Source organism: Pseudoduganella plicata (assembly GCF_004421005.1).
Lineage (GTDB): Bacteria > Pseudomonadota > Gammaproteobacteria > Burkholderiales > Burkholderiaceae_D > Rugamonas > Rugamonas plicata.
Map to the genome: position 1 here is coordinate 16,723 of NZ_CP038026.1, position 13,424 is coordinate 30,146.

Below are 13,424 nucleotides of genomic sequence, written 5' to 3' on the forward strand. Positions count from 1 at the left end.
GTCCGCGAGTCGGCATAGGGATGAGAGGCGAGGCAAACCGGCAATCGTCCCCGCTATTATCTAATAATGAGATGCCATTATCAATAACGGCAGAATAAAGATGGTGACCGACGGCATCGGATCGTTCGGGCGCGTCTCCTCTCGCGCACCGAGAACGTTGCGTATGCGCGCAGCCGTCGGTATCAGCGTCGCTCCATCATGACGGGGTAGGTCCAGCTCGAACGATCGCCATATTCCGAACGCTCCAGCCACCAGTTCAGGCGTGCCTGCGGATCGGCGGCGAAGGCCGCATCCTTGGCGATGGCGTCCTGGAACAGGGCGCGCAGACCGGGTGCGGTTTCCAGCAGGCGGTCGGCCAGCGGTGCCAGCAGATGCCGGGACAGGGCCGACTCGGGCGGCAGTGCGTGATCGAACATGCCGTTGGCCAGCATGGAGTCGTCGCTTTCCGGTTCCAGCAGCGCGGCGGCCAGGAGGCGCCCCGGCTGGTCCGCGGGAATGCGCACCGATCCGGCCGGCATCGTCACGCTCCTCGACGGCCTGCGCAGTTCCTGGCGATGCCCGCCGTTGGCCATCTGCGCCACGTCGACCATTGCGGCACGGGACATGTCGAGCACTTCCATCCGGATGCCATGCGAGCGCAGCAATGCGATCGCGCCAGTGTGTTCGGGCCGGATCCACCAGGCCCGCGGCAAGGTGACCTCCCTGGTGGAGCGAACGCCGAATACCGGCATGGCAATGGTCTGCGGCTCGCCCGTCCAGCGCAGCTCCCTGGCGCCGGATGCCGGTGACAGGTACGAATCGTAGCGGTAGCCCTTGAACTCTCTGACTTCGCGCGGCACGGATTCGCGTTCCCAGCGAACCATCAGCTGTGCCGGGCGTGCCGCCCGGTCGCGGTCCTTGGCTGCTGCGATCCGGGCATGTTCGCGCGCCACGGTCTTCAACGACTGTTCCAGCAGCACATACGTGCCCAGCACGCGTTGCCGGTACGGCTTCATCGTATGATTCTCCACGAGCACGGTCGGGATGCCCATGAAGTCGCCGTAACCGGTCGAATAGCGCGGCCCTTCGGCACTGATGCGCAGGCCGAGGTGCGGCGCGTTCTCGTCCACCCAGCTCGGGTAGGCGGCCGGCAGGTGGCCATCTGCGGTCAGCGCCTTGTCGACATCGGTGCTGTACGCGGTCATCAGCCACTGCGCCGTCGCTTGCGAACGCGCGTAGGTGCCCCAGCCGGCGAAGGTGTACGTCACGTCGTATTGGTAGTCGATGCCATCGCTGACGTGCACGTCGATATACAGCGCCGGATCGAACTGCTGCAGAAGCTTCACCACCGCGGCGACCTCGGGCGACTGCAATCTTGCATAATCGCGGTTGAGATCGAGGCCTTGCGCGCTGGTGCGCGCACCTTTCAGGAAGGGGCCGCGCTGGTGCGGACGGCCCGCCTCGCTCGCGTTCTCGTGCGCGTCCACGTTCAGGATCGGGATGAAGACCAGGTCCACGTGGTCCAGCAGATCGTCGCGGCCGCGTTGGGCGATGTCGCGCAGCAGCATCAGGCCTGCATCCTTGCCGTCGACCTCGCCGGCATGGATGCCGGCCTGGACCAGGACGACCGGTTTCCTGGCGCCCGGCTTCCCGGCGCCCGGCTTCCCGGCGAGTACGTAGTAAAGTTCCCGGCCCTGGTAACTCTTGCCGAAGGCGTGCAGGGAAATGAGCCGGGACCCGGCATCGATCGAACGCAGATACGCCACCGTCTGCGCATAGTCGGGCGAGCGCACGAATCCGGAGCGCTCCAGTGGCGTGGCATGCGGGTCGGCGGCCGGAACGACGCGCTCCATGCTTTTGCCTTGCCAGGGAGCCTCAGGAGGGAGAACGGCTGCCAGCGGTGCTGCGCAGGCTCCTGCATAGACGCATGAAAGAACTGCCGGGATAATTGCCGGGATGAACGAACGTACAATGAGCTTTTGCAAGACTGACCTTCTGAAACGAGGATAAGGACGCATCGTATTGCCGATGGTAATGAGAATGATATATCATTATTGTCTGTTCGGGTATCGGATGCCCGGTACTCACACCGGCGCGGGCCGGGCATGATCCATTCTTGAGAAGGTCTCTGGTTTGAAAAAGAAACATTTACCCTTGCTGCTCGCCTCGATGGCGGCGATGTCGAATCAGGGCGCAAACGCCCAGGACTCCACCGTCGTCATGGGCGAGGTGCGTATCAGCGCTGAGCGGGCTGCCGGACCACTGCTGAGCAATCGTGTCCTGACGTCGGTGGACCTGCTGGGGGCCGACAAGGTCGAGGACAAGAACGTGATGAACAGCTGGGAGCTCGTGGGCCAGCTGCCGGGCGTGCAGCTCACTGAAACGCGCATGGGCGCCGAATCGGGCAAGGCCACGTTCCGCGCCTTTAATGGCGAGGGTTACATCAACGGCATCAAGGTCCTGATCGACGGGATTCCGAGCAACGTCAACAGCGGCAACCAGCGTTTCATCGACATGATCTTCCCGCTGGAGATCGATTACATCGAAGTGGTGCGCGGCACGAACGATCCGCGCTACGGCCTGCACAATATTGGCGGCAACATCAATTTCGGGACCCGGCAGGGTGGCAACTACACGAATAGCCGCCTGACCCTCGGCAGCTACGACACACGCGAAGTCCAGTTCGCCGTAGGCCGGGAAGAGGGCAATCTTGCGCAGAACTATTTCATCGCTTCGCAACAGTCGGACGAGTACCGCGGCAGCGGTTCCGAAAAATATTCGATCGGCGGCAAATGGTTCGTCACGTCGGCCGACAAGGCGGTCAAGGCCGGCCTGGTCGTGCGTGCCTACAAGCATGACGCGGGCGAGCCGGGCTTCCTCACCGCCGCGGAACTGGCCTCGGACCGGCGCCAGTGGCCGGCGAAGAACGGCAACGACCGCAGCGAACGCGACATGCGGCACGCCAGTGTCCACCTGGACTGGCAGATCACGCCGGACGCGTTTTTTAGCAACCGGATCTATTACAACAGCTATGACGATGACCGGCGCGTCACCTTCACGAGCAATCCCGCAGGCTCCGCGCCGCGGCAGCGGCGGATCTGGGATGAGCGGCAGGTCGGCTACCTGGGGAATCTGACGTGGCGCGCGAGCGAGCTCGTGACCCTCGACGGCGGCATCAACGCCGAGCAGCAGGACAACCGCTATCGGCGCATGCGCTTCAGCTACGCGATGCCGACCGATTTCGGCGCGCCCGTGCTCGTGCAGAATGACGACACATATTCGCTCGACAACGTTGGTGCTTACCTGCAGGCCATTATCCGGCCGAGCGCATCGCTGAAGATCGTGCCCGGCTGGCGTGCCGACAAGTTCTCCGGCGACAGCACGCTGATGGCGGGGGATCCGCACGGCTGCAGGACTACGGCTGGATCCGGCAGCCCAAGCTGAGCATGGTCTACAGCCCGGCCACCGACATCAGCGTGTACGCCAACTGGGGACGTACGTTCCAGGTGCTGACCGGTTCGGGGGCGCCGGCCTATGTGGCACCCGGCCAGGCCACGTTCGACGCGTCGATCAATACCGGCAAGGAGCTGGGCGTCAAGTTCAAGCCCGCACCGCGTACCGAGATGCGCCTGGCCGTGTGGCGGCAGGACGCCACCGGCGAAGTCGCCAACATGCCGGCCACCGGTACCACGGTCGGCCTGGGCGAAACGCGCCGGCAGGGCGTGGACCTGCAGGTCTCGGGCCAGGTGAACGACAGGCTGGACGTATGGGCCTCGCACTCGCTGCAGAAGGCCGAAGTCCTGAAAGCCTTCACGGCGGCCGGCACCTCGCTGGCGGGCAAGGAGGTGTTTTCCACGCCGCGTCACATCTCCACGGCCGGTGTCGAGTACCGGGCATCAAGCAGCCTGCGGTTCGGGCTGCAGGGGCGTGGACAGGGCAGCTACTTCATCGACAGCCCCAACGAGCAGGGCAAGTTCGGCGGCTTCGTGCTGTTCGACGCCAGCCTGCGCTACCGGCTGTCCGAACGGGCCAGCATTGACGTGCAGGTGAAGAACCTCGCCAACCGGCGCTACGAGTATGCGTGGTACGACAACTTCTTCTGGCCTGGCGCGCAGGCCCAGCCGATGTTCTCGTCCGGACCGGGGCGGTCCGCATTTCTTTCGCTGAACTACAGTCTGTAGGCGTCGGCCAGCCAGGCAGAGACTGCCGGCCGCCTGTACCGCGGCTGCGCAACATTTGCACTCGCACGCGAGTACTCCGGGCATGAAATGCCGATTATCCTACTGGCGCGCACCCGCAGCTGACGGTGCGCCGGCATCGGCCGTGCCGCCGGGCGCGGACAGCCGTGCCCCCTTGACCAGCCACGCCACGGCAAACGCCACGACCGCGCAGGTCTCGGGCCAGAACAGCGACGCGCCACGGGCGGCCACCGCCAGCACGGCGATTGCGGCGTAGGACAGCAGCATGATGCCGCCGCACGCCTTGTACAGTTGCCGGCGCCGGCGTGCATGGGGGCTGGTATGCGGCGTCTGTGCACCGAACCGGAAATAGACAAGATAAAAGGACAGGGCGGCAAACGTGATGGCAAAGAACAGGTGGTACCCCAGCACGCCATGGTTCGAGTAGTGCCGTTCCGTACCCAGGTCGGGGTAGCGGGCCAGCAGTTCGGCCGCATAGGTCGGATCCATCGGGAACAGGGCCAGGCCGATCGCGGCGATCCCCGCGATGGTGGCGACGATGTTGTCGATCGCGTGGGAACTCCGGTAGCATGCGAGCAGCGCCCCGGTCAGCACGGTCGTGGCGACAAAGATGTCGCGCATGCCGGTGTAGTAGTAGGCGCTGAGGGAGTCGGTCGTGCGGATGCCTTCGCACAGCAGGCCGCCGCCGCGCACGGCGACCGGCATCAACAGGCCGGCCCAGCCGATCATCTTCTGCAGCGTCAGGTACGATACCGCGCAGGCTTTCTCGTCGATGTCCATGGCATGCTCGCGTTCTTCTCACGGTGATGGCGGTTCGCGCAGCCGGCATCGGACGGTGAACCGATGCCGGCGGAACGATATAAACAATATACACCGTTGCGCAACCCGTGCAACCCGATGGCTGCGCGGCATCGCCGCATGCCTGCTGGCGCAGCCGTTCCCGTTGTCAGGTCGCTGCCGGGCTGGAGGCAGCCGCTGCCGTACCATGCGGCGCGGCAGCCCGGCATTCGCCCAGCACCCGCGCCTGCACCACCACCAGTGCGATATAGCCCGCCAGCTCCGTCAGTTCCTCGAAACGCTGGTTCCGCAGCGTCGCCAGGCAGTAGGGCAGATGGCTTTCGGCGCAGCTCGAACCGACCGCCGCGGCCAGCACGGTGAGCATCGGCAGCCAGGGAAAGCGACCCCGTTCGAGTACGCTGTAGAGTTGCTTGTCGAGCCGGCAGCGCCACGCGCTCCAGGCCGACCAGGCGAACAGTGCGCACAGCACGGGCGTGACGAACGGCCGGTACCACAGGTGGTGCGACGTGAAGACGGGGCCTTCGGCCGTCATGTGATCCGGCGCGAACAGCACGGCACCCCAGCTCATTTCGCGGCCGATGAGGATGATCCAGATCGGCAGGACGCAACGCGCCAGCAGCGCCACCGAGACCGGCTGCGCGCGCATCCAGGTGACGAACGCCCAGGCCAGACCGACGCCGAGGACGATAACGTCGCCATCCTCGATGGCGCCGTTCTCCCACGCCCACGACGGCGGCAGCACGATGGAGAGCGGATAGCAGCTGAGCAGCAGCAGGATCAGGGCAAGAGCAGGAATATTTACGGAAAAGGGGGCTCGCGAAGGCATGGTCATTGTCGGCTGGTGGTATCGGATGGATGTCGCGCAGCCTTATGGCCCATGGCAAGCGCTGGCGGCGTTATTGCTGGCAACTAACGATTGTTCTATCGTTAGTTGCCAGGAAGTCTACCATGCGTTAACGAATAGTTAACCGGCAGTGTCAATCGTGCGGGGTTCAGGAGGCGCAGGCAGGGAAAGGGACGAGGATCGCCGGCAGGGTTGGTCTTTACCATGTGGCTGTCCGATACTGCGCAGCGGACTGGTGCAGCCGGCATGCCAGCAGATCGGCTACACTGCTTTTTCTTTTTCGCGACGCAAATTTACCCAGGCATATCCGCTGGTGCGGGCGAGCCTTGGCGAACGGGTGCCTGTCGACGCGCAGGCAACTCTTCATTCCTGACGATGCGTCTTGCATACATGGACATCAGACCCGGATTTTCCTTTGTCGTGCGGCACTCGAAGCGCATCCTGCTCTGGCCCGTGCTTTCACTGTGCATTGCCGTATTGACCTGGACATCGATACTCGACTCTCTCGACCGGGAGTACCGTGCCCGGGATGAGGGGGCGCGGCGGGATGCCGCCGCCATTGCCCGGGGTTACGCCGAGCACCTGGACCGGACTTTTCACATGATCGACCAGATCCTGCAGCACGTCCGCTTCGAATGGGCGCTCAGCGGGCGGCAATTGCGGCTGGAAGGCCCCAGTGCGCCCGGGTTGTTTCCTTCCACCCCCATATTCAATGTCGGCATTGTCGGCGTTGACGGTAAGCTGATCACCAATACACTGCCCGTTTCCACGGAGGATGTATCCGACCGGATGTATTACCGGTACCAGAAAGCGCAAACAGGGGACACCCTGTACGTGGGCGAGGCGGCCATAGGCCGGTCGACCGGACGTAGTGTCGTGCATTTTTCACGGCGATTGTCCGGCAACGATGGGAGCTTCGACGGGGTGGTCCGCGCGGCAGTCGCCCCGGCGTACCTGACCGCCAGCTATGACCGCGTGGCGCTGGGCGGCAACGGCATGCTTTCCATCCTGGGCCGGGACGGCGCCATCCGCGCCAGCCGCGTCGGCGACACCACCTATGCGTCCTATACGAGTCCGTTCGCCGCGGCGGCGCTTGCGGCGCCGGGATTACGCACCGAACTGCTGGCCAGCCCCGGGGGCAGCATGCTGGTCGACGGCGCCGCGTGGTTCCGTGACGGGCGCAGCCGTTACCTCGGCTGGCAGCAGGTGCCGGGATATCCGGTCATTGCCATTGCCGGCGTGGACCGGCAGGAAGCGTTCGCCGCCTTCGCGAGAGTCAGGGAGAATACCCTCGCGCGAACGGCCATCAGCAGCGTTGCCCTGGCCGTCTTCACGCTAATCGCCATGGCGCTTTCCCTGCGCCTGAGCTGGCGCAAGTACCAGGTGGAACTGGCGCGCGAAGCGTACCGGCTCGCCACGGAAGAGGGCACCGAAGGTTTTTTCATTTGTCGCGCGATCCGGGCCGGGAGCGCGGACCGGAACGCTGCCATCGCCGACTTTGAAATTGTCGACTGCAACCAGACCGGGGCCGAGTTGTACGGAAGGCCGCGCGCGGCCATGATCGGCGCCCGGCTGTCGACGCTGCACCCGGCGGACGACGGGGGCTGGGGCGCCCGGCTGCTGCACCGCCTTGGCATTGCCGTGGAACGCGGCATCCTGGAGGACGATATCGAAGTGCCGGTCGACGACGGGCCGCCCAAGTGGTACCGCCTCAAAGCGGTACATTCAAAAGGCTTGTTGTCGGTGACCGCCTGGGATATCACCGAGAGCAAGCAGCATCTGTTCGAACTCGAGCGTCGTGGCAACGAAGACCCGCTGACCGGGCTGCCCAACCGGCACTGGATGACCGCCTATCTGCCGGCTGCCCTGCAGCGCGCCGCCGACAAGCAATGCCTGATGGCCCTGCTGTTCATCGACCTGGACGGCTTCAAGAACGTAAACGATACCGCCGGCCACCACAGCGGGGACGAACTGCTGCGCAATGTGGCGAAACGCCTGAAACTCGCGGTGCGGCCGGCGGACCACGTCGTGCGGGTCGGTGGAGACGAGTTCATCGTGATCATCGAGCAGGTCCAGGACCGTGCCGCGGTAGCCCATATCGCGCAGCGCGTGCTCAATGCGTTCCAGGAACGATTCCACATCGCCCAGGGCAGCTACCCGGTCGGCGCTTCGATCGGCATCAGCCTGTTCCCGGACGATGGTACGCACATGCAGGAACTGCTCACGCATGCCGATGCCGCCATGTACGTCGTCAAGACCAGCGGCAAGATGAGCTACCGCTTCTTCGATCGGCAATACCACGATTCCATCCGCGCCAGGATCGACCGCAAGGCGGAGCTGCGGCATGCGCTCGATGCCGACCAGCTGATCCTGTACTACCAGCCCCGGGTCGAGGTTGCCACGGGCGAGACGTGCAGCATGGAGGCCCTGGTGAGGTGGGCCCACCCCACCAGGGGAATCCTCGAGCCGATCGATTTCATTCCCCTTGCGGAGGAAACGGGATTGATCGTGCCGCTCGGCGAAATCGTCATCGACAAGGTCTGCGCGCAGATCGCATGCTGGTCGCGGCAAGCGCAGCCGGTGGTCCCCGTTTCCATCAATGTCTCGCCACGGCAGTTCAATGAATCCGACGTGACCACGGTCTTGCGCAAGGCGCTCCTGCGCCATGGCGTAGCCCCTGCACTTGTCGAGATCGAACTGACGGAATCGTCGATGACCGCCGATAATGTCCACGTCGCGCGGTCCCTGGAGAATATGCAGCGGTTGGGCATTGCCCTCGCCGTCGACGATTTCGGCACCGGCTACTCGTCGCTGTCGCAGCTGCAGCGCCTCGATTTCGATGTGCTCAAGGTGGACAAGGCGTTCACCGCCGAACTGGAAAAGACCAGGGAGGGCAGCGTCTTCTTCACGGCCATCATCACCATGGCTCACGCGCTTGGCATGCGGGTCGTGGCGGAGGGCGTGGAAACGGCCGGACAGGCCAGACAACTGAAGCAGCTCGATTGCGACGAACTGCAAGGCTACTTCATTTCGCTGCCGCTGCCGGCCACGGAAACGCAGCCGGTCCTGGCACGGTGCGTTTTATAGCAGTGCAGCGCTCATGGCCCGCAGAGGACGCCGTTCGCCATGACGCTGTCACGCGCCAGGCATCGGGACGATGAACTGCTTGAGCATGCGCCGGTGCGATTCGCGCATCCTGGCGATATCGTCGGCGAAGCCACCCGTCACGCCGCCCTGGATCAGGCTGAGCAGCATGACGTGGGCGATGGGGGCAGTGGCAAGCTGAAAATGTTCCGCCAGCGCGTTGCGCTGGATGCGGCCCTGCGCGGCCAGCATGTCGATGATGCGCTGCTCCAGCTGGAAGAAGGGCTGCATGACGTTGTGGCGCCAGCGCTCGAGGATATCGGGGTGGCGGTTGCCCTCGGCCACCAGCAGCCGCAGGATCGACAGCAACGTCGGGTCGGCTGCGCGGGCATACCAGTAGTCGATCAGCCGGTCGACCATCGCATCGTCGAACGGCACGTCCGCCACCAGCCATTGCGGCCATTCGGGCCGCAGCAGCTCGTTGAACAGCGTTTCCAGGATGGCGTCCTTGCTCCGGAAATGCGCGTAGAGACCGGCCTGCGACAGGCCGGCGCGCTGGGCGATGCGCTCCGTGCTGGTCGCTCCGAAACCCTGCGCACTGAACTCGTGCAACGCCGCTTCGAGGATCAGCTGCTTGCGCAGGGCGGGCGCGAGGCGTACGCGCTTGCGGGCGGGCGGGGTGCCGGAACATTGAACCAAGGGGGCGAACTCCGATACAGGAAAGCCTGTATCGTAACCTATCGCCCTCGCGTTTTCTTGTTCCAGATGCAGTGCCCCCTTTTGCCGGGAAGCCGCTGCCGATCTGTCCTTGCAGCCGCAGGCTGCCGCCGGCCGAGGGGCGCGTGTTCGTCGACCACGTCGTGGCCGCGGCCAGGGAGCGCGGTGTGCCACGCGGCCTGGCGGCACCCGAGGGCGGGTGCCGCCGCGTCGCCCAGTCAGCCGTGCCGCCGCGCCAGCCACGCTTCGAACAGTGCACGGTTCTCGGGCCGCGTCAGCGGATACAGCCCGATGATCGAGGCGCCGCCGCGGACCTGCTCCAGCACGAAGTCTTCGTACCGCTCCATCGTGACCGCCTCGCGCGCGACCTCGCCGGCCAGATGCGCCGGGATGCAGACGACGCCGTCGTCGTCGCCCACCATGATGTCGCCCGGATACACCGGCACGCCGCCGCAACCGATCGGTGCGTTGATGTCCAGCGCGTGGTGGCGGATCAGGTTTGTCGGCGCCGACGGGCCAGCGCACCACGCTCCGATCTCCAGCGCCGCGATGCCGCTGGCATCGCGCAGGCCACCGTCGGTGACGATGCCTGCCACGCCGCGCACCTGCATGCGCGTGGCCAGGATGCTGCCGGCCGATGCGACCGAGACGTCGCCGCGGCAGTCCATCACGAGCACCGCGCCGGGCGGGATTTCCTCCACCGCCACGCGCTGGGGATGGCGCGGGTCGAGGAACGCATCCAGGCCGTCGAGATCCTCGCGGGCGGGGATATAGCGCAGCGTGAACGCTGGACCGGCCGTGCGCTGGCCGGCGCGCAAAGGGCGGGCGCCCTGCACGAACACGTTGCGCAGGCCGCGCTTGTACAGCAGTGTGGTGAGGGTCGAGGTGGCGCTGTTGCGCAGGATACCCAGCGTTTCCTCGCCGGCTTGCGCGACCGCGCTCATGGCTGCGTACCCGTGCGCTCGAACGTCGTCTGGGTGATGCGGATCCGGCTGCTGTCGATACCGTGCAGGCGGTAGTACTCGTCCCATTTGGCCGGGTCGCTGGTATGTCCGCCCGTGACCGGGTCGAGCGCCTGCAGATAGTCGCCGAACTTGAAATAGATCTTGCGCTCGTCCGCCGGCACAGTCGTTTGCGCCGTGTACTGCGCGCCATCGGCGGTATTGACGGTGACGACGGCGTCACCCGCGTCGAAGCGGATGTCCAGGCCAAATGTCTCGCCCGAGCGCACCGTGCCCAGCGCCTGGCTGACTTCCTTGCCGCCGGGACCCCGGATGCGCGCCAGGATGTCGAACACGCCGTTGCTGTCCACGCCGTCCGTGCCGGTGCCGTCCCTGGTGTCCTGCACGTAGACCTTGAGGATCGTGTCGAGACCGTCCACGTGGTATTGCGCGACGATCGTCTTGGCGCCGTCCGGCAGCGTGGGCGTCACGTTGCCGGAGAAATGCTCGTGCGTTTGCGCCGCGGTGAGGCGTTTGGTGCTGGCGACCTTCAGTTCGTTGCGGTAGCCGTGACCGTTCGGCGACGCGTACTTCGACGTCAGGGCGCTGAAGATCACCGTGCCGTTGTAGGGCGACGTGTACGGCGAATCGCCTTCGACGGCAAACAGCTGCTGCAGCGTCGCAAGCGGCGTATGCTTCGGTGCGGCGGCGCAGGCAAGCAGCGGGGCGCAGGTCAGAACCAGGGCGGCAAAACGGTTGGTGCTGGCGTTCATTTCATCATCTCCTCTAGCAGTGGTTGCATGGCATCCGCCCACAGTTGATAGCCGGCGGCGTTCGGGTGAAGCTGGTCGGGCATGATCGGGTAAGGAATGCGGCCGTCCTGGCCCAGGAAAAACCTGGATATGTCGAGGTAGCGCACGGTGTTGCCGTCATCGAGTCTCGCGAGTTCCGCGTTGAGCGCATCGATCGTCGCCAGCCGCTTGGCCGCTTCGGCCACCAGCGCCGGCGTGACGGGGCCACCGAAGCGGTCGCGCGGGCCGCGCGGGAGGACACCCAGCACCAGTACCTTTGTGTCGGGCAGCTTCGCGCGGATCATCCCGACGATCTTGCGGTTCGCCGCCGCGATCTCGGCGGCGCTGTAATCGAGGCTGTTATTCGTGCCCAGCATCAGCACCGTGACCCTGGGCGCGATGCCGTCCAGCTCCCCGTGCTCGATGCGCCAGATGACGTGCTGGGTGCGGTCGCCGCCGATGCCGAAGTTGGCCGGCTGGTAGCGGCCGAAATACGCATCCCAGATGTGCGGCGCCTTGCGCCAGTTGTCCGTGATCGAGTCGCCCAGGAACAGCAGGCCCACGGGGCCGCTGCGGGCGCGCGCCAGGTTGATCCCGTGCTTGCGCAGGAACTTGCCGTCGTCCTGCTTGACGGCGGGCAGCGACGGGTTTTCCTTCGGGTTGGACTGGGCGAATGCCTGGCACGTGGCCAGCGTCAGGAAGAATGCCCAGCGGCGTAATACGGCAACGGTCATGGATGGACTCCTTTAGCGAAGGTGGGTGCCGGCCGCCGCGCCGTGCGACAGCGCATCGGCGCAGGGCCGCACGCGCTCGACGGGGCCGCCCAGCCAGATGGCGAGGAAGACCAGCGGCACCAGCGCGGCGCCCAGCACGAAGAACGGCGTGTAGTTGCCGCCTTCCGTCAGCGCCGGCACGAGCTGCATGCAGGCGATCACGCCCAGCACGGCGGACGTGCCGCTGACGCCTGCCAGCGTGCCCACCGTGCGGCCGGAAAAGAAGTCGCTCGGCAGCGTCTGGATATTGGTGATGGCGGCCTGGAAGCCGAACAGGATGACGGCGATCGACAGCACCGCCGCCAGCGGTGTCTCCACCACCGCCGTCAGCAGCAGGGCGGGGAACATGATGACGAGGCCCAGCGCGATCACGCTCTTGCGGGCCCGGTTGACGGACAAGCCGTGCCGCAGCAGGCGTCCGCACAGCCAGCCGCCGCCCAGCGCGCCGATGCCCGCGCCCACGTAGGGTACCCAGCCGAACAGGCCGATCTGCTTGACGTCGAAGCCGAACTTCTCGTTCAGGTACAGCGGCAGCCAGCTGACGAACAGCCACCAGACGGGGTCGATGAAGAAGCGCGCGGCGATCACGCTCCAGCTCTGGCGGTGCGACAGCAGCTGCGCCATCGTCGGCACATAAGTGTCGGCCTGCGCATCCGCCGGCTTCTGGCCGGACAGGATGTAGCTGCGCTCCTCGTCCGAGATCCAAGGATGGGCCGCCGGCCCGGCCTTGTAGACGATCAGCCAGGGCACGATCCAGACGAAGCCCAGCACGGCGATCAGGATGAACGTGGTCTTCCAGCCGACGAACGCGTACAGGAAGGCGATCAGCGGCGGCGCCACGATGGAACCGGCCGATGCGCCGGCGCCGAAGATGCCCTGGCCGAAGGCCCGCTCGCGCACGGGGAACCACTCGGCGATGGCCTTGGTCGCGCCGGGCCAGTTGCCTGCCTCGCCGACGCCCAGCAGGGCGCGAAACAGCGCGAACGACAGCGCACCGCGCGCCACGAAGTGCAGGCCGATCGACACCGACCACACCAGGATCGACAGCAGGAAGCCGATGCGCGTGCCTAGCGCGTCGAAGATCTTGCCGAACAGCGACTGGCCGACCGCGTACCCTACCAGGAAGATGGTCACGATATTGGCGTAGTCGCGCTTGTCCAGCCCGAGTTCGGCGGCGATGCCCGGCCACATGACGGCCAGCGCCGAGCGGTCGATATAGTTGATGATCGTCGCGGCCGCCACCAGCGTGATGACCAGCCAGCGCAATCCGTTTGTCGTGCCTCTTCTTGTCATGTCCA

At 65.5% G+C, this 13,424-nt stretch carries 11 protein-coding genes; 3 read left to right on the forward strand and 8 right to left on the reverse strand.

Annotated elements, in window-relative coordinates; all coding sequences use genetic code 11:
* Positions 1-182: 182 nt before the first annotated feature.
* On the reverse strand, positions 183-1,832 hold the full coding sequence (locus E1742_RS00075; protein WP_229466370.1) for a M14 family metallopeptidase: 1,650 nt from the start codon (positions 1,830-1,832) through the stop codon (positions 183-185).
* Between the two features lie 280 nt (positions 1,833-2,112).
* Here E1742_RS00075 and E1742_RS26495 point away from each other — a divergent pair, with 280 nt between their 5' ends.
* Positions 2,113-3,423 carry a TonB-dependent receptor gene (locus E1742_RS26495; RefSeq protein WP_229466372.1) on the forward strand — a complete coding sequence of 437 codons (1,311 nt, stop codon included), beginning with the start codon at positions 2,113-2,115 and terminating at the stop codon, positions 3,421-3,423.
* Positions 3,424-3,425: 2 nt separating this feature from the next.
* Positions 3,426-4,160, forward strand: coding sequence for a TonB-dependent receptor domain-containing protein (locus E1742_RS26500; protein WP_229466374.1), 735 nt, complete (start codon positions 3,426-3,428; stop codon positions 4,158-4,160).
* Positions 4,161-4,259: 99 nt separating this feature from the next.
* On the opposite strand, the gene E1742_RS00085 is transcribed toward E1742_RS26500, so the two are convergent.
* Both E1742_RS00085 and E1742_RS00090 read right to left on the reverse strand, forming a co-directional pair.
* The gene (locus E1742_RS00085) at positions 4,260-4,958 is read right to left on the reverse strand and encodes a hypothetical protein (protein WP_134382613.1); all 699 of its coding nucleotides are present in this window, start codon (positions 4,956-4,958) and stop codon (positions 4,260-4,262) included.
* Positions 4,959-5,124: 166 nt separating this feature from the next.
* The gene (locus tag E1742_RS00090) at positions 5,125-5,802 is read right to left on the reverse strand and encodes a hypothetical protein (RefSeq protein WP_134382615.1); all 678 of its coding nucleotides are present in this window, start codon (positions 5,800-5,802) and stop codon (positions 5,125-5,127) included.
* 408 nt (positions 5,803-6,210) lie between these two features.
* Between E1742_RS00090 and E1742_RS00095 the strand changes: the two genes are divergently transcribed.
* Positions 6,211-8,907 (forward strand): bifunctional diguanylate cyclase/phosphodiesterase, encoded by a 2,697-nt coding sequence (locus E1742_RS00095; protein WP_166793368.1) that lies wholly within the window; start codon positions 6,211-6,213, stop codon positions 8,905-8,907.
* A gap of 48 nt (positions 8,908-8,955) precedes the next feature.
* On the opposite strand, the gene E1742_RS00100 is transcribed toward E1742_RS00095, so the two are convergent.
* From E1742_RS00100 to E1742_RS00120, 5 genes are all read right to left on the reverse strand, one after another.
* Positions 8,956-9,603, reverse strand: coding sequence for a TetR/AcrR family transcriptional regulator (locus E1742_RS00100; RefSeq protein ID WP_166793369.1), 648 nt, complete (start codon positions 9,601-9,603; stop codon positions 8,956-8,958).
* Positions 9,604-9,839: 236 nt separating this feature from the next.
* Entirely contained in the window at positions 9,840-10,565 is a 726-nt protein-coding gene (locus tag E1742_RS00105; RefSeq protein WP_134382621.1) for a ribonuclease activity regulator RraA, read from the reverse strand.
* Positions 10,562-11,335, reverse strand: coding sequence for a polysaccharide lyase family 7 protein (locus E1742_RS00110; RefSeq protein WP_134382623.1), 774 nt, complete (start codon positions 11,333-11,335; stop codon positions 10,562-10,564). Before E1742_RS00110 ends, E1742_RS00105 begins: the two co-directional genes overlap by 4 nt.
* Entirely contained in the window at positions 11,332-12,087 is a 756-nt protein-coding gene (locus E1742_RS00115; protein WP_134382625.1) for a GDSL-type esterase/lipase family protein, read from the reverse strand. The genes E1742_RS00110 and E1742_RS00115 overlap by 4 nt, the downstream gene beginning before the upstream one ends.
* A 12-nt stretch (positions 12,088-12,099) precedes the next feature.
* A complete protein-coding gene (locus tag E1742_RS00120; RefSeq protein ID WP_206076716.1) occupies positions 12,100-13,419 on the reverse strand; it encodes an MFS transporter in 1,320 nt (439 codons plus the stop codon).
* Between the last annotated feature and the right edge of the window lie 5 nt (positions 13,420-13,424).